The organism is Brevibacillus fulvus, assembly GCF_016908525.1.
Taxonomy (GTDB): domain Bacteria; phylum Bacillota; class Bacilli; order Brevibacillales; family Brevibacillaceae; genus Brevibacillus_G; species Brevibacillus_G fulvus.
The window spans coordinates 69962-88594 of record NZ_JAFBEB010000012.1; the positions used below are offsets into that span (position 1 = coordinate 69962).

An 18633-nucleotide genomic window follows, 5' to 3' on the forward strand; every position below is an offset into this window, starting at 1 on the left:
CCTAGAAGCTTCCTTGAGTAGCATTATGGACAAGCCGGTTAAACTCCGCACGAACTTCTGTCACTTCCGTACTGCTGACTTTTTGCAAAAATGCCGGCAACGAAAGGTGCTCAAATCCTTCGATGAAAGCCCCGCCTTCTGTCGCGTTGTAAAACGTCTCTTCGCTTTCCGCCGCCTGCCGTTCAAACCACTTTTTATAGGCCAGCAAATTGCGCGGAGCAAGAACCGTTCCGGCTCCGTCAAACGATTTCACCCGTTGTCCACGCGCCTCGCCGGTCCATTGCGCAAAAGCCGGCGTACCTTCCGCGTGCGTTTGATTGTCGGTATAGGCAAGGTCCTGTCCAACCAGGCAAATCGGTTGACACCCGAACGAGCGAACCAAAGAAAACAAAGTTGTCGCAACCGATCCTCCCGTTTGAATGGTTGGTTCCTGTCGTTGGGCAGCCCGCTCTTCCGCCGGGGCGTAACCTTCCTGAAAAACGATAAATTTGGGACCCTTGTATTGCGCCACCAGTTCCGCATAAAGCGTGCTCAAGAAGAACAGCGGGACCTGCTCCGACTCCCACCCTTGCAACTGGTGCATCATTCCCGGTTTCGGATCGCTCATGACTACAAAATCAGGGATAATTCCATTCTGCCAGAGCAGCGCGGCTGCCGTACCGACAGAGCCCACCAGCGAATGTTTTTTCAGTTCATTGAGATAAGGCAAAGCTTTTTTCAGGGACGGCCCGGCGCTAACCAGTACGGCTGGAACGCGGAGATCGCGAAACGCCGAAATGGACGGCCAGTCTACCGCTGTATTTTGCGCAAAGTTATGCGCCAGCAGCTTGGTAAAAGCGACAGCGCTGTTTTGACTGATCGCATAGTCCTGCAAAGCCTGTTTGAGCGCTTCCAAATGTTTGGGCATGGCCCGCAAAGACGGTTGATGCACAATCACATACACATTTTGTTCCGGCCACTTCTCTACCCGTTCCGCAAAAACAGCCAAATGTTCCGTAACCACAAAAGCAACCCGCTCACTGCGAAGAGCCTTTTCATACATCGCCATTTTTCCATGTTGCAAAAACATCGGCACATTCGTCTCCCACACTTCGATCGGAACGGTCAACTCAGCGATCGACTCAAGCAAGACATCGAGATGATAACCGCAACCGGCTCCATAAACAACAACCATATCCGGCTGCTCCTGGCGGATATTCTCCAGATGCGGCATCATAAACTGCCGGGCCTCTTTCAGCGGATCGTAGCGGCTGTGCAGATAAAAAGGCGGGAGATCTGCCTCCCGCACCGTCGCCGTCCATAGCCCGTTTTTCGCCTGCTCCGGGAATACAGATGGAGCTTGACCTTTTATAACATCCTGCTGAATGATATGTTTAGGAGGGCTCAACGGAATTCCCCCGTAATTGCTCATCGTAAGAATTGAGCAAAGGACTGATTTCGTATTGGAGCAAATCGCTGAGCATGACAAAATCCTCCTGCTCCAGCGCTTCGTTCATTTGATGAAAGATTGCGGAGAGACTGGCAAGTTCCCAATTGGACAATGCGTCCTCATCCACCTTTTGGATACCGTTGATCGCCTGAATCAGCCAATTCATACCTTCAATATATTGCATCAGCGTATCAACCCATGTGCCCTGATTGGACTGAATATCTTCGGCAATCATATGGGAAGCCCGAATCAGTTTGGGCAAATATTCTTTAATACTATCCAGCGTCTCTTGCACGATCTCTTGCGCCATTAGTAAGCCTCCTCCATCTGCTCATCTTCTTCTTCATCAAGCACTTCCCACTTCGGTTGAACATTGAGAGAAAGCTCATCGGGATCGAAGCCCAATTCGGTCACGGCAAAACGAACACCGTCCTCATAAACTTCAAATACCTCTTTTTTGGCCTCGATCAACCGTTTTAAGAAATACGTTTGGTGCGTTAAAATCAACTGGAGTCTCTCCACGGAGGACACCCGCGAAATCGGATTCATTTTCACATGATAATTCGATAACAGAGGACGGAAGAAAAACATGAGCAGCGGTTTCTTCAACACTTGTTTCAACAGTTTCTCCACATTGCGCATAATTCTGCCGGCCCGCATATCCAATAAAAATACTTTTCCCGCATCGACTGCAAGCTCATGTTGCAGTTGTTCAGCGTCACGCAGGATTTCCTCGGCAAATTGACTCACCTGTTCCATGATCGACAATTCTTCATTAAGCGCATCAATCATGTTGACCAGTCGCTCTTTGAGATCAGACTCGACTGAAACCGGCGGCAATTGTGAAAATAGTTCAGGAATCGAAACAATCGGCTCTTGGCAGTAGATCTCGACCACTTCCTGAAATGGCATATTGACCGCCCCGCGAATGTACGCCCCGCCTTCCGTAGCGTTGATCACGAGCGGAGTCGGCAAGACAGCAATCAAATGCTCCATCCAGCTGAGGAATTGTCGCCACAGTTCTTTGGATCTGACCTTTCCGCCGTAATAACCATCGAGATAGACGGTCCGGTCAAAAAAGCCGACATCTTCACGAAGTCCTTCCTGCAGCTGCTTGCGTTCATTTTCCAACACCTGCGGATCGGCATGGAGCATATACAAACTGTCTTTGCTATGCGTTGCTCCCTCCTCGGAAAATGCGAGGTCTTGTCCGATCAAAACAATCGGCGAACCGCCAAAGTAATGGGCAATGGAGAAGTTCAAATGAGCAACGGAATTTCCGTTATACAAAGTCCCCATATCCCCCAGCGCTTTGCTCAAAATGCGGCTATGGGCGATATTATCCTTGAACACGGGTACGACATGTTTGTTCCAGGCGCGGGGAATGCGTTCATCCATCACCATCAGCCCCATCAGAGCTGTTTCTTCAGGAATCTCCAAGTCCTGAATACTGATTTCATAAGAATTCGGCCCACGCTCCAGAATCCCGACGATATCCGGGGTAATGCCGTTTCTCAACAGAACGCGCAATGCCGACTCCGCACAGATGATGAGCGCTTTTCCCTTGACTTGTCTCAACAATGGAATTTGTTTATCCAAAGATGGCCCGGAAGCCACACAAATGATCGGTTTGCCTTTATAGGCATCTTTCAGTTCCTGCAGTCGATGCGACTTCAATGCGATCGGCACATTGCGCAATTCGTTGCGGATGCCCATCAGCGTATCGTTAATCGAATTGCCCATCGAAGTCATATGCGTACGGATCGTGTTGATTAACAGTTGCGTAACTTCCTCATAAAACTCCCGATCAATACGGAACGTAGCAAAAGTCCGTAAAATATCGGTTTGCAGAAAATAGTACCCCACCAGGGAGTTGATATAAACCAAAATGACTTTCTCAACATCTTCCATGTCGCCGGTAATAAAGACGACCCGCTGCAGTTTCCCCTCCAGGTAAGGAGTGAAGTCAATTTCCTCCAGCAGCTTTTTGACCAATTTTGTATCTTTTTCTATAATAAAAAACCAGGACGCTTCGGTTTTATTTTTCAATATTTGTTTAATGATCGCGGATGATCCGACGCCCATTAAAATATAGGCGGTATTGTCAAAATTCACACCATCAAGAAATTGTGTTGCTTCATATTCGGGATCATAAATACTGGCGGTATAAAATTCAGATTCGTCTTGATCTTGCAATTTGAATAAAATATTATCGTTAATACGCAAACACTCGACAGAGTCGGTTTGGATGGATTCTTCCATAAATTCGCACAGCCATTGGTTGTATTCCATCAAGAACTGTTTGTTTGTCTGAAAATAGGTCATATGAATCCCCTTTACGCGCTCACGCTTGTCAAAAGCGCGATTCTTTGCAGCAGTTCGTACCGCAACAAGTCAGCTGCAATCAAATAGTCTTTTTTCTCGACCGCCACGACGATCATTTCCAGTAACTGATTGATCTCTTGAATTCGTTCTTCCTCATGGGCGTGACGAGTTAAAATCGGCATAAGCTGGGAAACCATTGATTCAAACGAGGCCAGGCCCGGTTTGATTTCATAACGGTAAAAGGCATAACAGATATGGTCGATCGTTTTCTGCAACAAATCGATCTCCTGTTCATAAGTGGCTTCCACTTGTCTTCACTTCCCAAAATAAAATGTAATTTTTAAAAAAAGCCAACCAAGTGACTCGGTTGGCTTTTTTAAAGAAACTATTATTGGAGCAATTGCAGAACACCTTGTGGCAATTGGTTTGCTTGAGCCAGCATAGCTTGAGCAGCTTGGGAAAGAATGTTGTTTTTGGTGAAGTTCATCATTTCTTTCGCCATATCTACGTCACGGATACGAGATTCAGCTGCAGTCAAGTTTTCGGAAGAGGTGTTCAAGTTGTTGATTGTGTGTTCCAAACGGTTTTGGTAAGCACCAAGGCTTGCGCGTTGGTTGGACACTTTGTTGATTGCGCTGTTGATGTCAGCGATCACTTGGTCAAATGCAGTAGCGGCAATTGTACTGAATGCTGCAACTTGAGTCGTACCTACACCCAGGCTGCTTGCGTTCATTGCGTTGATGCTCATGCCGATTGTTTGACCGGAGTTAGCACCAACTTGGAAAGTAACGGAGATACCGCTGCTCAACAGTTTTTTGGTGTTGAACTCAGTTTGAGATGCGATACGGTTGATCTCTTTTTGGAGCTGTTGAACTTCTGCGCCCAATTTTGCACGGTCGGTAGTGGTGTAAGTACCGTTGCTTGCTTGAACAGCAAGTTCACGCATACGTTGCAAAATGTCTTGAGTTTCGCTCAAGGCACCTTCAGCTGTTTGGATCAAAGAGATACCATCTTGAGAGTTACGAGCTGCTTGATCCAAACCACGGATTTGCGCACGCATTTTTTCAGAGATCGCCAAACCAGCAGCATCGTCGCCAGCGCGGTTGATACGCAGACCGGAAGACAATTTCTCCATGGATTTGGATTGTGCACCAGTGTTGGAGCTCAAACGGTTGTAGGTGTTCAAAGCCGTTACGTTGTGATTGATAATCATGTTATTTTCCTCCTTGATTGTTAACGTCCACGTCCTTGTGGGCGTTTTTCCATTATTTAGAGACAACTCAATCGCGCGCTTAAGTTCCCTCTACACTATATTTATCGGACAAGTTCCGACAAGTTTTTAATACTTTTTTTCAGGAATATTTTTTCAACCCCTGTTATTCTATTGGCTTTTTGTCCGATGGGAGAAATTGTTTGAACGCAGACCAGTCCACTTTTTGCCGGGAAGCCAACTGGTTTTCTTCCCGAATCGCATCAAACACCTCTTTGCGGTGAACTTGAACCGATCGAGGCGCTTCGATGCCAATCCTCACTAATTCTCCTTCGATGGCAATGATCTTGACTTCAATTTGATCGCCAATCATAATCGATTCATTTTTTTTTCGAGACAAGACTAACATCGATTCACCTACTCATTCGCCACTTTCGCCCCGATGGTGAAGAGCGGCTGCCGGATTGTGTACTTGTCATCATTCAATATGATTTGCTTGGCCATGCGGTTTTCCAGATTAATCACAATGGGTGCTTTCAGGTTAACGGTGACTTGGCCTTCCGGTCTGATCGTGACAATGTTTAATACCACCAAGGCGGTATCTTCTTTCATTCGCAAACTCTCTCGATCGACATCATTTAATTTGAACTCGTAATCCGGGAAAAATGGAAACGGTTCTATGACTCCAAACTCAACGGAAGGATTTTCGATTGAGGCTAAAAGGTAAAAGGGGCTTTCCTTCTCCTGTTGATGAAGCTGGAAAAACTGCAATTGTGGAAAGCCAGGAAGACCTTCCTCAAAATATAGCTTCAGCTTTTCTGAGCTAGCGGCGGATGCTGCAGGCATCAGGCTGCACCTCCCTTGTCTAACGCTTTTGGTCTATATGTAAGCCAACAACTTCGATGTGCAAACTGTTTTTCTGTAAAATGTAGGGTTCCACTTTCCCCGGTGTATAATGAAGGATCGGTTTTTTGATTTCCGGATCCATCCGAAACCCGCGCACTTGCACATTGATTTCCGGTTTTTTTGCCTCGTAGTGAATTTCCACACCGTCACCGATCAGCGACCCTTTGGCAAGAATCTCTTGCTCCTCGTAGATTCCGCTATTTTGAACCGCAATATCCGCGATCGGGTTGCCCTTTTTCTCGATCGCGGCAAGCTGGTCCCCTTCCCTGCTGATTCGCGCAATGGCCTCCATCGCCTTCCGATGACCAAAAGCAGCGATATCTTTTACACGACGCGCCGGACTTCGCATATCGATGTTGGATCTTGCTTCCGTTGTGTCAATCGATAGTTCTCCCTTTGGCTGTCTAATGGTCAGGATGGCCGGTTCCTGCTTCATGTTCAAATCCGCTTGCGGTTGTTGAATCTCCTGTACCGGCTTTTGAATATGCAGTCCCAATTGGGCATAGGTTTGATCCATTCGTAGTTGAGGAATATGCATAGCAGCCTCCTGCTCAACCTAACGCAAGAAATCAAGAAGGGACGGCTGAATGATTTGCGCCCCTGCTCCCAAGGCGGCGCGATGCACGTTCTCTTGCGTTTTCAGATTCGTAATGACTTCCGCAATATCGGCATCTTCGTTTTGCGACATCAAATCGGTGACGGTCGTCTCGGCGCTGCTCAAACGCTCTTGAATCAGTTCGATCCGATTCATCCTCGCTCCCAGCGAAGCGCGTTCCGCCACGATGTTGTCCATCTGATCGTCCAATTCGCCCACCTTTGCGGAAACATCTTCTCCATTCTTCAAACGAGTGGCCAGATCGTCAAGCAAGTCAAAGATCGTATCCGCCGTTCCGCTTTCCCCTTTATAGTTAAAAATCTTCTGCGGATTGACGTTGATCGGGATCGTCACTTGCTGACTTAATTCCAGGGTAAACTCGGAACTGTTCGTATTTTCAAAGACACCTGTATCTTGATTGTAAGGCGGATTGCTCGTATCCGTTCCGGCAAATATGTAACGGGAACCGATTGTCTGGTTGGCGATATTGCCCAGTTGCTCCTTGATCTGCGCAACTTCTTCTCCCATAGCGTAGCGGGAATCTGCGGATAAAGCGCCGTCTCCCGAGTTGACCACCAGTTCGCGGACACGTTGCAAAACACTGCTGATTTCATTTAATGAATTGTCGGTAACTTCCATCCACGATTGCGCTTCATCAGCGTTTCTTTGGTACTGATCATTTTCGGACAGCGACGCCCGATAGAGCATCCCGCGAGAAGCAACAACCGGATCATCGGAAGGACGAGTAATGATTCGTCCGGAAGACAACTGCCCTTGATACTTGTCCATTTGCCCCATCGATTTGGACAGGTTTTTCAACATATTGGAATTTAACATTGATTGAGTGACCCGAAGCGACATCATTAACACTCCTTTTCTACTTGTTCCCCGCTATTACAAGCCTACGCGACCCATGCCATTGATCATTTTGTCAAGAATTTCATCCATGCTCGTCATTACACGCGCAGAAGCGCTGTAAGCATGTTGAAACTGGATCATGTTTGCCATCTCTTCATCGATTGAAACGCCGGAGACAGATTGTCTTTGCGTCTCGATCTGCTGAACCAGCAGCTCGGTGTTTTCCTCCATCCGCTGCGCTTCCTGGCTGTCGACGCCAAGCTGAGCAATGGTATACCGGTAAAAGTCATCGAGAGTAGTTGACTCCGGTTGCCCGGAGGTGCCGACCGTAATAGACAATGTTTTAAACTTCAAAGCAGCGATGTCGAGCGCATTTTGGTTGTCACCTTCAACCGCTTGTCCGGCTGAATCGGCTTGAGCAGCAGCGATCGTATTCAAACTGTTCATGATCGCCGGATTCACCATCAGATTTTTGGCGTTGGTCGGATATGTTTTCGTGGAAGGGTCGGCAGTTGCCGCTGTACGATCCACAAAAAACGGCAGATCTTGCAGAGCGGCTGTCGGATCCGCAGCTCGATTCTGAATATCGTTAAGACTTAAACCCGTACGATGCAGATCATTGATTTCCTTAGCCATATTCGTTGCCAAGGCGTCCAGACGCTGCAGCATTGCCGGAATATCTCCCGTCACAACCATGTTTCCCGTCGTTGGGTCCGGTTGGGCAATTCCCCGCGCCTCCATCGTCCCTAACAAACTTCCCGAGAGCGGAGTAAACGCCTGGCCCCCCAACGTTAAATCATAAAATCCGGTTGTTGCGTTTTTGACAGCGGTAAAATCGCTCTTCTGTCTGCCCGTAACAAGCGCCTGGCCGTCGATCATCACGTTAACCATGCCGTTGTCTGTTTGCGTAACGGTTGTCGTTACCATTTTGGACAATTTGTCAATCAGCACATCCCGTTGATCGTACAGATCGTTCGGCTCATAACCGGTCGGAACCAGCTTGCTGATTTGCGTATTAAGGTCAGCGATCTGAGTGGCAATCGAGTTGATCTGCATCGCATCGGTCGCTACTTTGTCGTCCAAATCGGTTTGCAGCTGCGTCAGTGAGTCAACATTGGCAGCAAGCGTGTCCGCAACAGCGATTGCTCTTTCCCGAACAACGACCCTGGATGAGAGAGAGGCCGGATCATTGGACAAATCTTCCCACGATTGCCAAAATTGGTCCATAACGCTTTGCAAACCAGTATCTGACGGTTCATTCATGATCGCCTCAATCTGGGTTAATCCGCTTGCTTTTGCTTCCCAATAACCATAATCTTTATTTTCCGCCCGGTATTGAACATCGATAAAAGAATCCCGCAGACGCTGCAAATCCGTCACTTGCACGCCAGTTCCCAATATTCCCGCTTCGGTGCTGGACTGCAAACTGACATACGGAATTCCCGTTGTCGCCTGCATATTTGCTCTCTGGCGGGTGTACCCTTCCGTATTGGCGTTGGAAATATTGTGACCGGTTGTATTCAGCGCCGTTTGCTGAGCAAACAGCCCGCGTTTGCTCACTTCAATTCCGTGAAATGTCGAAGCCATGATAGCACCCCTTTACACTTTTCTATTGATAAACGAACGGTTGCTCGTTGAGTTAGTTGCGGATTGTACCGGTTTTTTGTAAATAAAATCTTCAACCGGATCATCGGTAAAGAAATCGAGGCTCATATTGACAAAGGCGAGCGACTGCTGCAACAATTGCTGGTTCAATTCATTTTCTTTGCGCAGGTCGTCAATCAACCGCAGCATTTCCTCGCGATAAGCCGCCAGCTTGGTTTTTTCTTCATTGTTTGTCGACGATTTGATCAGATCGGTCAGCGTCCGCTGCGAGAGCGGCAGGTTTCGCTCCTTGAACAGCTGTTCCACCCGTTCAATCCGGGACGCTTCCGCTGCTTCGATCGCCTTGATGAGCTTCTGTTCTTGCAGCGTTATCGCATTTAACGTATCGATATCGTTTTTCAACAAGACCTTTCGTTTCTCGATCGCCAGCGTATAAAGAGCTTGATGCAACCGGAGCAAATTGTCCAGGATGGGAGAGAGTTCCGCCAGCCACGACATAGAGTTCACCCTTTATGTTTTAAGACTTCTTCCAAAAAGCGAGAAATTTTTCGGCAATCTTATCACTTGGCACATGATACGTACCTTGTTCAATCTGTTTCTTCAGCTCGTTCACTTTTTCCTTACGTTCGGCTGCGTCCGCTTCTTCCCCTTGCTTTAACAATTCCAATCCCTCGCTGGAGATTTGCACTTCATCCTTGCCCATCGATTTTTTCTGATCCTGAGCGGAATATGCTTTGGCAACTTTATTGTAGTTGTTAACGAAATTAGGGCGATTTGGCTCGTTCACACGCATCGTACATCATTCCTTTCCTCAACCATCGGCGTGTCCGATCAATTCGATTTGACCTTTGTCATCCAAAAGAAAAATGCCGTTTTCCATTCGTGTACACTTAGTACTATCATCGGCATTTTTCGGGGAAATGATTAGTTCATTTAATAATCACTCTAATTTACCTATCGTTCCTTTTTGCTCTGATATGCGATGTTCTGCTGCGTCTTGTCATGGGCAAGCCGTTCATCCACTTCCAGCTGCTGTTCCACTTCCCGCCTCAACTCTTTCATACAAGAATCGCACATATTGCCGGTACGGATAATAATTCCGCATCGTTCGCAAGGATAGCCGAGATTGGGATTGCCTTCGAGGGAGATGCGTCCCTCTTTAATAAACCGGGTAATCTGTTTCACCGAAACACCTGTCGCCTCGCTCACCTGGTGGATATTTGCCGAGCGATTCTCTCTTTTGCGCAAATACTTCACGCATTTCTCGTATTCCGCTTCGATTTCCCGATAACAGTTCGGGCAAACATCGCGAGTTGTTCTTACAAACAGCGCATCACAGCGCGGACAATTGTCAAGTTGACCCAATCCCATAGCCTACACCCTCTTCTACTGTTAAATTTTTTCCGCTTCATTGATGGATGATCGCGTACAGCAGCTCTTTTTCTTACCGAAACAGAGTCAAGCTGCACACCTCGACAGGAAAAACGACGCCTGAATATAGAATCGTATCCGCACAAGAGCGAATCGTGGAGCCGGTCGTGTATATATCATCGATGAGCAAGACGGATACGGTCCTGCCTTGAAAACGAGTGAATGGTTCCGGATTAAGCCGAAAAGCGCTTTTCATACTGCGAAATCGGGCTGCTTTTCCCTGTGTCTTACTTAATTTATCGGTTGATTTTACCCGATCCAACAGTGGCAAAACGGGAACTTTTATGTTTTTCCCGAGAATTTCTGTCATCTTTTGCGTCTGGTTAAATCCTCTTTCCTCCAATCGCAGCCGATGCAGCGGAACATTGGCAATGATCTGAAACCGCCTGTCCGCATAATAACGATAGAAAGCAACGCTCAGCAGACAGCCTGACAGTTGGGCCAGCCGTTCGTCTCCCCGGTACTTGAAACGGCTGATCAACGCTTTCCCCCATTCGTTGTATGTGAAGAGACTGCGGTTTTGCGTGAGAGAATCTCGCCCGAATCGCTGACAATCCCCGCACACCCCTTCTCTTTTGCCTGCCATCGGGCGGCCGCAGCGATGACAGAACGGTGCATCGATCAACGGAAATTGCCGAAGGCACGAACAACAGATTGCAGCTTGCTCCAATAATCGGTAAACAATCGGAAAGAACGCTTGAGCCACCAATTTGTTTGCCATTGCGGCAACTTCCCGTTCACGACCCGGCGCACGCTTCCGTCGGCCGCAAAGCAAACAATCCTCAGTCCACATAACCATCGACTTCTTTCATTTGTCTAGCTAGACGGTTCATCTGCCGGATTTGTTTCAGCGCCAATCGCTGCGCTTTCGTCCATCTCGTGCATAAAAACAAGACCAAACCGTCGGGGGAATCGTGCGAACGCCCCGCCCTGCCGGCGATCTGGACGAGAGAAGCCTCATCAAACACAGGAGCGTCCGCCCCTACCACCACAACATCACTGAACGGAATGGTGACGCCGCGTTCCAAAATCGTCGTCGTGACCAACAAACCATACTCACCTCGGCGAAAACGCTGCACTTTACGCTCGCGTTCGGGATCAGCCGCATATACGCCAGCCATTCGCCGTGCATGATCGGGAATCGATCGCTGCAAAAAGGCAAGCGCAACTTCGACTTGTTCAATATAGGGCACAAATACAAAGATTGGCCGGTGTTGCTGCAGGGATAAGGCGACCGGGTCCCGCAACAACGGCAGCGGGTCTCCATTGCGAAGTTTGCCGTCCAGCCTGGGGATTTTCTGAATGGTGGGGACGGGCAGTGGATGGCCATGATAACGTTGCGGCAACAAAACATGCGTCGCTGAGACAAGCGCCTTTCTGTTTGTGGACCCGACCAATGCGCGCTGCATAATGGCGGGCGGTGTCGCGCTAAGATACAGTCGTTTGCCCCCTTCGGCAACCGCCCGCTCGACAGCCCGATGCAACATTGGGTTTCGGTGATACGGAAAGGCGTCTACCTCATCGACGATGACCAACGGAAACTTGCGATAATACCGCAGCACTTGATGAGTCGTGGCAATGACGATCTGCCCCTCCTCCCATTTCTCCGCGCTTGAACCGTGGACAGCAATCACTTTACAGCCTGGAAAGACGCGCTTGAGCCGTGGCAACAATTCCAAAACGACATCTTTGCGCGGGGTAGCCAGCAAAATTTGTCCTCCGTCGCTCAACGCCTGTTCCATCGCGGGAAAGAGCAGCTCCGTTTTCCCCGCGCCGCAAACCGCCCAGACGAGAAAAGCCTGATTGTCATCGGCCGAGACAAAGCGGCGGGCACGCTCCGCGGCGATCGCTTGCCAAGGAGTGTAGCGCCCATCCCAGCGCAACAGTTTCTCGCCTGCGGTCGTTGCTTTTCTATGCGAAGGCTGCGCCGGAACGCAAATATACGGCGTACAACACTTGCTTCTGCCCATTGTCAGACACTCCGTGCAAAACGCACAGGCTTGCCCGCATGTATGGCATTCTGTTTTGCAAACGCGACTGCTCCCGCACCGGTCGCACCTTAGCAGCAGCCGATGTTTCCACCAGCCTTTGCGCCAGCCGATGCAAATGCCCGGCCGCCATTCCAACTTATTGGCAAGAGCCAGCCATTGCAAGGCCGGGAGAACTTCCTCCAGGACTACTGCATGCTGCTGCAAAAAATAGCGCAGCTCCTCCCAAAGCAATGATCTGCCCTGCAAGCGCGAGCGTAAATCCTCGGCTTCTGCTCGGATTTGTTCCGCGGTCATGGCAAACGCCTCTGCCTGCTCCCGCTCTGCCTGTTCGCTGGTGAATTGAAACGGCAGCCCGCATTCCTGCTGCCCGTCCTCTTTGCCGTACAGGACACTCGCTTCCTTCACAGAAGCATGGGCCAGCTCGCGCAATTGGCGCAGCGTTTCGGGAGTCAGTCGTCGGCTGCGCACGTGTTGATTGATTTTTTCCCTGAGCGCAAACACAATCGCCAGAGAAGTGCTGCTGCCGAGGATATGCAACGTTCCACCGTCCGATTGTTGCCAGAATAGCTTGTCCACTTCAAAACAGGGGGTTATGTAAGATTGCGCCTTGCCCCGTTCCTCCTTCACATACAGCAGATAGGCCCGCATCGGTACACCCTCACCTCTCGCCATACGCCGGCTCGACTTGAGTCCGGCTGCCTCGTTTACGATCAGTTTGCCGAAAGACTGGCTGGTATGCAAAAAAATGAACAGGAGAGCTTACACGATGCTCTCCTGTTCTGCCATTCGCCGCAAGTCTATCGTAATCGGCGGTGTCAGCTTCCGGTCAGGCTCCCTTTCCTCCGTCAAATAACTTTGGGTCCGTTCCAGTACAGCCATAATTTTCAGCGTATCATCAGTGGAACCATAATCCACAAACGAAATTTGGATCGGCACCCCTTTTCGCCTGGATGAATGTATAAGATGTCGTGCCACATTTTCGATATGTTGTTCCGAATTGAACAGCAGGACTTCGTAATGAACAAACGGCCGCTCAGCAGTCGAAAAAGATTCGCGAGCCATTCGTTCCAAAAGGGCAACCAAGAGGGAAGCACAGCCATAAGCGGCCAGTAACCAGAGCAAAAACTCTTCAATCACGGTCATCCCCTCCTCTTTACTACAAGGTATGCCGGATTGCTCGCTCAAGGTACCGCTCTTCACCTGTTTATTCGCTGCTTCTTACAGTTTCACCCAGCCGTTTTTAATCGAGATCACAACCGCCTGGGTGCGGTCTTGAACGTTTAATTTTTGCAGGATGCTGCTGACATGGTTTTTGACGGTTTTTTCACTGATAAACAGAAATTCTCCGATCGCCCGATTGCTTTTTCCTTCCGCCATCAGTTGCAAGACTTCCCGCTCGCGGCGCGTCAATGCTTCAATCACTTCCGGATCAATCGCCAGGTTGGAATCATAAGAAAACTCTTTGCCGATGGCATCTTCTTGTTCGCTTAGGCGGCGAAACTCATCGATCAATTTGCCCGTCACTTTCGGATGGATGTAGGCTCCGCCTCTGGCGACGACGCGCACCGCATCCACCAGATCGTTGGTCCCCATCTCTTTGAGCAAGTAACCTGACGCGCCGGAACGCAATGTCCGGTACACATAGCCTTCATCATCGTGGATGGACAAGATAATTATTCGTGTACGAGGACTGACAGCAACAATTTTCTCGGATGCGGCTACCCCATTCATGTTTGGCATATTAATATCCATCAGAATGACATCGGGTTTATGTACTTCCGCCAAGTAATAGGCTTCCTCCCCGTCGGACCCTTCGCCAACCACCCGAAAATCCTGTTCCATCTCCAGTATCCGTTTCACTCCCTCGCGGAATAATTGATGGTCATCCACCAAGACAATCCGAATCTCTTCCTGCAACTTTTCCATAGCTCTTCCTCCTGCTCCCTATTCTCCACTATACTTTCAACGGAATTTGAAAGATAACTTTTGTTCCCTCTCCAGGCATCGAGTGAATATCCATTTTACCGTCCAGCAGCTTGCAGCGCTCTTTCATCCCGAGAAGCCCGAAGGAACCAACGTTGATCTGCTGCTCCTGCTTGAAGCCGACACCGTCATCCTTGACGACCAGCACAACCGCTTCGCCAGTAAATTCCACTTTCACCTGCACAAAATTCGCCTTTGCATGTTTATGCACATTATTTAAACACTCTTGAATCAAGCGAAAAATTCCCGCCTTGACGGAGCTATCCATATTGTACTGGCTCTCTTTGCCAAAAACCACCAGATCAATATTGATTTTTGTCCGTTCTTCGATCGTTTGGATATATTTCTGCAACGTGGGGATCAGTCCCAAATCGTCGAGCGCCATGGGCCGCAAATCAAAAATAATTTGACGAACATCGGAGAGACTGTAGCGGATCATCTCTTTCAGCTCACGCAATTCCATCTCCGCCTCGAGTACCCGTTCATTTTGCAGCATTTTTTCCACAATTTCCGTCCGCAAAACAACGTTTGCCAGCGATTGGGCTGGACCATCATGAATCTCCCGAGCGACACGCTTGCGTTCTTCTTCTTGCGCCTGAATTATTTTTAACCCCATTAAATAATGCTGTTTGGCAGCTTCAATGGCTTGATCCACCTGACTCAAATCCCCGGTCAAGTAACCAAGTACCACCCCAATTTGTGTCATCAAACTTTCCGCTCGTTCGATCGTTTCATGCAGATTGCGCAACCGGCGCTCCAGATCATCCCGCCGTCTGCGCAAGTTGTTTTCCCGTTCCCGATAGATGGACAGCTCCACTTGAAACTGGTTGGCTTCTTCGTAAGCAACCCGGATATCGTCTTCCGTGTAATCGTGAAAATTACGGCTGACCATTACCAGTTTCTGGCGTGCCTTTCGATAATTCAATTCCAATTCATCCACACGATTGATCACATCCGCTAATTGCAGCCGGACTTCATATAACTCAGAATTTATGGAATGTCCTTCTCGCCTGGCGTGCTCGGCAATCTCAAAAATTTGCCGCTTGCTTGATTCCACCGTGGCGATTGTCTTCTTGATTACCCCTTCAAGCAAATTCACATCAAGTCCCGCGTCCATGATCGCCCTCCCTCAAGCTATCTCTGGCTTTCGCGAATAATTCCCGCAGCTTCCCGGCGTCAATCTCACGCAAGCCAACATCGAAGCGCGGAATGCTGAATGGATCAACTCCCGGTTTCACGACAGCGGGGTGGGAGTTAAACACATACTCATAACCAGCTTGTTTTGCCGTTTCAATGACGACCTCATTGGTAAACCCGAAAGGCAGCGAAATGGTCTGAATCCGTTCACCCAGCAAATCGCCCAGCCCGATCCGCGACATCAAGAAATCGACATACAAACGATCTCGATACTCCTGTGTGTCCTCTAATCGTCCCAAATCTTCCAAGTAGACAGGCGCCGTCTCGGGTCCCAACTCCCCCCACTCGTTTTTCGCTTCTTGTCCGTGCAAACTGTACGTGTGCGAGCCAAACTCAGCCAGGCCCGAAGCTCGCATCTCCTGAATTTCCTGATAAGTAAGCGGCGGTGTCACGTTTGGCCGCTTTCGCTCGGAGCTATCTTTGAGCCGACCTGTAATCAAAAAATTTACCGACGGAAACTGATATTGCTTGAGAATAGGAAAGGCTTCTGTATAGTAGCTTTCGTAACCATCATCGAAGGTGATCAAAACCGCGTTGTCGACAGGACTTACCCCTGTTTGCACAAATTGCACAAACTGCGTCAAACTGATCGGATGCAGATCGTTCTCCTTCAGAAATTGCATATGCGCTGCAAAGCCTTCCGGTGTGATCACATATGGTTGATCCGACTGATCGGTTACATGATGGTACATCAAGACGACAACTTGATTCTCATACCAAGTCTGTTTGGCAACCGGCTTCGCCGATTGCGGCTCGGCAGCGGCCGTCGGTTGCACCGTATCCTCGCGCTTCCCTTGCTGCGTCTGCTCTTTAGACGTATTTTCCTGCGCAAAATGTTGCAGTTCAGCCGCATTTTTTTCAGATTTTGTGGCTATCCCAACGCCACCGGCAATTACCAGTGCCAATGTTACCAAAAAGGTGAAGAGGAATAAAATCCTTTTGTTCAACAGTTACGCCCCTTTGATGCAGACAAGTGCTTTTTTACCTAAGATACACTTTTCGACAATTCCGAGCCAATTCCTTTATATTGCTGCTGGGAAATCAGGTAAATAGCGACATACCGCCGATGGCGACCGCATATCTTTTTACAGGAAATAAAAAAAAGCCTGGCGTTTTACCAGGCTTTCTTGTCTGCTGAACGATTAAGCCAAACTGGCCGCTTCCTGTTTCAAAACTTCCGCTTTGTCCGTACGTTCCCAAGGCACGTTCAGATCGTTGCGGCCAAAGTGACCGTAAGCAGCTGTCTGTTTGTAGATCGGACGGCGCAAATCGAGCTGTTTGATAATTCCTGCCGGGCGCAGGTCAAAATGTTTCCGAATCAAGCCAACCAATACTTCTTCCGAAACTTTGCCAGTGCCAAACGTATCGACACTGATCGATACAGGCTGCGCCACACCGATTGCATAGGCTACCTGTACTTCGCATTTATCGGCCAATCCTGCTGCGACAATATTTTTCGCTACATAGCGGGCTGCATATGCGCCGGAACGGTCAACTTTCGTCGGATCTTTACCGGAGAAAGCTCCGCCGCCGTGACGCGCATAACCGCCATACGTATCTACGATAATTTTGCGTCCGGTCAAACCGGCATCCCCTTGAGGGCCGCCAATGACAAAACGACCGGTTGGGTTGATGAAATATTTGGTTTGTTCGTCAAGGAATTGCGCAGGCACCACCGGTTTGATCACATGCTCCAGCAAGTCGGCTTTGATTTGCTCCAGGCTCGTTTCCGGTGAATGTTGCGTCGAGATAACGATGGTATCGATGCGTACCGGTTTGTCGCCGTCATATTCAACGGTCACTTGCGTTTTTCCGTCGGGACGCAAATATTCGAGCGTACCGTTTTTGCGCACTTCGGTCAGACGACGAGCCAATTGGTGCGCCATGCTGATCGGCAACGGCATCAACTCCGGCGTTTCGTTGCAGGCAAAACCAAACATCAAGCCTTGGTCACCGGCACCGATCGCTTCGATTTCCTCATCAGTCATTTGACCTTCTCTTGCTTCCAGCGCTTGGTCAACGCCCAGCGCAATATCAGCCGATTGTTCGCCAATCGCCGTGATTACACCGCATGTATCGGCATCAAAGCCGAATTTCGCGCGATCGTAACCGATTTCGCGAATCGTATCGCGAACCAGTTTTTGAATATCTACATAAGTATTTGTGGTAATTTCGCCGGCAACGAGCACCAAACCGGTCGTTACGGACGTTTCACAAGCTACGCGGGCATTTGGATCTTTTGCCAAAATGGCATCGAGAACTGAATCTGAAATTTGGTCGCAAATCTTGTCGGGATGTCCTTCTGTTACGGATTCCGAAGTAAACAAACGACGGCCTTTTTGTAACGTCATCTTTCTGCCTCCTTTTAAATCACCATAAGGATAGTTTGCTAGCCGAAGCAGGTTTCTATCACAATCAAAAAATAAACCTTTTCCCACCATTTGAGGAAAAGGTGCTTTTTGTATGCGTTCCCCAACCTCTTATCGGCCAGAATGGAGTTCCATTCTGCTGGTTAGCACCGCCCAAAACGGTTGCCGGGGTTCATCGGGCCAGTCCCTCCTCCTGCTCTGGATAAGAGTATCCATTACGCAGTATAGAATAGCGGTTTTTACCGGAAGTGTCAAATGTTTTCTTATTTTAATTCATATTTTCCGCGCACGATTACATAAGAAGGATTAGAGCCATCCATCAAGCGCAAACCCCGGGAATCGGAACGCGCAATCAGGAGCAAATGGTTAGGCGAAACAACCATTCCGCCTTTTAAATCGACTCCGCCCGTCAAATCGGTCAGACCGTCGCCGTTTTTTCCTTCCACCGCCAGGACAAGCCCGGTTCTGACGATAAACTCAGTCCCTTCAAACCCATACAAGGTTTTGCCTTTTTTCAATTCCACCACGGTGAGTGAACTGCCGCCGCTCCCGGCAGCTTCGGCAATTTTTTCGTCCACATAGCTTTTGGTAACGACCGGGTCATCGGCGGAGCCGGGGACTCCTGGTGCCCCCGCGCTGCTCGCCCACGCCTGGGAAGCGAAAACAATCGCAAAGACTGCGGCAACTGCTGATAGTAATTTACTTTTCTTGTTCACCTTATGCTCCACTCCTCA

21 protein-coding genes and 1 riboswitch are annotated in these 18633 nt (G+C 49.0%); all 21 genes read right to left on the reverse strand.

From position 1 onward, the window contains the following. Position 1: 1 nt before the first annotated feature. Positions 2-1387, reverse strand: coding sequence for a motility associated factor glycosyltransferase family protein (locus JOD01_RS15425; RefSeq protein WP_204519207.1), 1386 nt, complete (start codon positions 1385-1387; stop codon positions 2-4). Further along, the gene (locus JOD01_RS15430) at positions 1374-1739 is read right to left on the reverse strand and encodes a DUF8042 domain-containing protein (protein ID WP_204519208.1); all 366 of its coding nucleotides are present in this window, start codon (positions 1737-1739) and stop codon (positions 1374-1376) included. The genes JOD01_RS15425 and JOD01_RS15430 overlap by 14 nt, the downstream gene beginning before the upstream one ends. Continuing rightward, entirely contained in the window at positions 1739-3754 is a 2016-nt protein-coding gene (locus JOD01_RS15435) for a motility associated factor glycosyltransferase family protein (RefSeq protein ID WP_204519209.1), read from the reverse strand. Before JOD01_RS15435 ends, JOD01_RS15430 begins: the two co-directional genes overlap by 1 nt. A gap of 11 nt (positions 3755-3765) precedes the next feature. Continuing rightward, entirely contained in the window at positions 3766-4062 is a 297-nt protein-coding gene (locus JOD01_RS15440) for a hypothetical protein (RefSeq protein WP_204519210.1), read from the reverse strand. 80 nt (positions 4063-4142) lie between these two features. Then, on the reverse strand, positions 4143-4967 hold the full coding sequence (gene hag, locus JOD01_RS15445; protein ID WP_204519211.1) for a flagellin Hag: 825 nt from the start codon (positions 4965-4967) through the stop codon (positions 4143-4145). Between the two features lie 163 nt (positions 4968-5130). Continuing rightward, a complete protein-coding gene (csrA, locus tag JOD01_RS15450) occupies positions 5131-5373 on the reverse strand; it encodes a carbon storage regulator CsrA (RefSeq protein WP_204519212.1) in 243 nt (80 codons plus the stop codon). An 8-nt stretch (positions 5374-5381) separates the two neighbouring features. Beyond that, positions 5382-5810 carry a flagellar assembly protein FliW gene (fliW, locus tag JOD01_RS15455; protein WP_204519213.1) on the reverse strand — a complete coding sequence of 143 codons (429 nt, stop codon included), beginning with the start codon at positions 5808-5810 and terminating at the stop codon, positions 5382-5384. Between the two features lie 19 nt (positions 5811-5829). Next, complete coding sequence (locus JOD01_RS15460) at positions 5830-6408, reverse strand: DUF6470 family protein (RefSeq protein WP_204519214.1); 579 nt, start codon at positions 6406-6408, stop codon at positions 5830-5832. 18 nt (positions 6409-6426) lie between these two features. Further along, complete coding sequence (gene flgL / locus JOD01_RS15465) at positions 6427-7326, reverse strand: flagellar hook-associated protein FlgL (protein ID WP_204519215.1); 900 nt, start codon at positions 7324-7326, stop codon at positions 6427-6429. A 33-nt stretch (positions 7327-7359) separates the two neighbouring features. After that, positions 7360-8910, reverse strand: coding sequence for a flagellar hook-associated protein FlgK (gene flgK, locus JOD01_RS15470; protein ID WP_204519216.1), 1551 nt, complete (start codon positions 8908-8910; stop codon positions 7360-7362). A gap of 12 nt (positions 8911-8922) precedes the next feature. Then, on the reverse strand, positions 8923-9426 hold the full coding sequence (locus JOD01_RS15475; RefSeq protein WP_204519217.1) for a flagellar protein FlgN: 504 nt from the start codon (positions 9424-9426) through the stop codon (positions 8923-8925). Positions 9427-9445: 19 nt separating this feature from the next. Next, a complete protein-coding gene (flgM, locus tag JOD01_RS15480; protein ID WP_204519218.1) occupies positions 9446-9721 on the reverse strand; it encodes a flagellar biosynthesis anti-sigma factor FlgM in 276 nt (91 codons plus the stop codon). A 161-nt stretch (positions 9722-9882) separates the two neighbouring features. Then, positions 9883-10299 carry a TIGR03826 family flagellar region protein gene (locus tag JOD01_RS15485; protein ID WP_204519219.1) on the reverse strand — a complete coding sequence of 139 codons (417 nt, stop codon included), beginning with the start codon at positions 10297-10299 and terminating at the stop codon, positions 9883-9885. 73 nt (positions 10300-10372) lie between these two features. Continuing rightward, the gene (locus JOD01_RS15490) at positions 10373-11080 is read right to left on the reverse strand and encodes a ComF family protein (RefSeq protein WP_204519220.1); all 708 of its coding nucleotides are present in this window, start codon (positions 11078-11080) and stop codon (positions 10373-10375) included. Between the two features lie 61 nt (positions 11081-11141). Next, positions 11142-13022 carry an ATP-dependent helicase ComFA gene (locus tag JOD01_RS15495; protein WP_239565487.1) on the reverse strand — a complete coding sequence of 627 codons (1881 nt, stop codon included), beginning with the start codon at positions 13020-13022 and terminating at the stop codon, positions 11142-11144. A gap of 87 nt (positions 13023-13109) precedes the next feature. Continuing rightward, positions 13110-13487, reverse strand: coding sequence for a glycosyltransferase family 2 protein (locus JOD01_RS15500; protein ID WP_204519221.1), 378 nt, complete (start codon positions 13485-13487; stop codon positions 13110-13112). An 81-nt stretch (positions 13488-13568) separates the two neighbouring features. Next, entirely contained in the window at positions 13569-14276 is a 708-nt protein-coding gene (locus JOD01_RS15505; RefSeq protein WP_204519222.1) for a response regulator, read from the reverse strand. 28 nt (positions 14277-14304) lie between these two features. Further along, positions 14305-15450 (reverse strand): sensor histidine kinase, encoded by a 1146-nt coding sequence (locus JOD01_RS15510; protein WP_204519223.1) that lies wholly within the window; start codon positions 15448-15450, stop codon positions 14305-14307. Next, positions 15434-16477, reverse strand: coding sequence for a polysaccharide deacetylase family protein (locus JOD01_RS15515; RefSeq protein ID WP_239565488.1), 1044 nt, complete (start codon positions 16475-16477; stop codon positions 15434-15436). Before JOD01_RS15515 ends, JOD01_RS15510 begins: the two co-directional genes overlap by 17 nt. A 195-nt stretch (positions 16478-16672) precedes the next feature. Further along, a complete protein-coding gene (metK, locus tag JOD01_RS15520) occupies positions 16673-17881 on the reverse strand; it encodes a methionine adenosyltransferase (protein ID WP_204519224.1) in 1209 nt (402 codons plus the stop codon). 126 nt (positions 17882-18007) lie between these two features. Then, positions 18008-18108: riboswitch (SAM riboswitch) on the reverse strand. A 54-nt stretch (positions 18109-18162) separates the two neighbouring features. Beyond that, positions 18163-18615 carry a hypothetical protein gene (locus tag JOD01_RS15525; RefSeq protein WP_204519225.1) on the reverse strand — a complete coding sequence of 151 codons (453 nt, stop codon included), beginning with the start codon at positions 18613-18615 and terminating at the stop codon, positions 18163-18165. Between the last annotated feature and the right edge of the window lie 18 nt (positions 18616-18633).

What these genes read in the sequence shown, in the direction of transcription:
- fliW (WP_204519213.1), bottom strand. Translation starts at nt 5,810, where the DNA reads ATGCCTGCAGCATCCGCCGCTAGCTCAGAAAAGCTGAAGCTATATTTT.
- flgM (WP_204519218.1), bottom strand. Translation starts at nt 9,721, where the DNA reads ATGCGTGTGAACGAGCCAAATCGCCCTAATTTCGTTAACAACTACAAT.
- JOD01_RS15505 (WP_204519222.1), bottom strand. Translation starts at nt 14,276, where the DNA reads ATGGAAAAGTTGCAGGAAGAGATTCGGATTGTCTTGGTGGATGACCAT.
- hag (WP_204519211.1), bottom strand. Translation starts at nt 4,967, where the DNA reads ATGATTATCAATCACAACGTAACGGCTTTGAACACCTACAACCGTTTG.
- JOD01_RS15510 (WP_204519223.1), bottom strand. Translation starts at nt 15,450, where the DNA reads ATGGACGCGGGACTTGATGTGAATTTGCTTGAAGGGGTAATCAAGAAG.
- JOD01_RS15490 (WP_204519220.1), bottom strand. Translation starts at nt 11,080, where the DNA reads ATGGCAAACAAATTGGTGGCTCAAGCGTTCTTTCCGATTGTTTACCGA.
- flgL (WP_204519215.1), bottom strand. Translation starts at nt 7,326, where the DNA reads ATGTCGCTTCGGGTCACTCAATCAATGTTAAATTCCAATATGTTGAAA.
- JOD01_RS15495 (WP_239565487.1), bottom strand. Translation starts at nt 13,022, where the DNA reads ATGGCGAGAGGTGAGGGTGTACCGATGCGGGCCTATCTGCTGTATGTG.
- JOD01_RS15460 (WP_204519214.1), bottom strand. Translation starts at nt 6,408, where the DNA reads ATGCATATTCCTCAACTACGAATGGATCAAACCTATGCCCAATTGGGA.
- JOD01_RS15435 (WP_204519209.1), bottom strand. Translation starts at nt 3,754, where the DNA reads ATGACCTATTTTCAGACAAACAAACAGTTCTTGATGGAATACAACCAA.
- metK (WP_204519224.1), bottom strand. Translation starts at nt 17,881, where the DNA reads ATGACGTTACAAAAAGGCCGTCGTTTGTTTACTTCGGAATCCGTAACA.
- flgK (WP_204519216.1), bottom strand. Translation starts at nt 8,910, where the DNA reads ATGGCTTCGACATTTCACGGAATTGAAGTGAGCAAACGCGGGCTGTTT.
- JOD01_RS15430 (WP_204519208.1), bottom strand. Translation starts at nt 1,739, where the DNA reads ATGGCGCAAGAGATCGTGCAAGAGACGCTGGATAGTATTAAAGAATAT.
- JOD01_RS15475 (WP_204519217.1), bottom strand. Translation starts at nt 9,426, where the DNA reads ATGTCGTGGCTGGCGGAACTCTCTCCCATCCTGGACAATTTGCTCCGG.
- csrA (WP_204519212.1), bottom strand. Translation starts at nt 5,373, where the DNA reads ATGTTAGTCTTGTCTCGAAAAAAAAATGAATCGATTATGATTGGCGAT.
- JOD01_RS15485 (WP_204519219.1), bottom strand. Translation starts at nt 10,299, where the DNA reads ATGGGATTGGGTCAACTTGACAATTGTCCGCGCTGTGATGCGCTGTTT.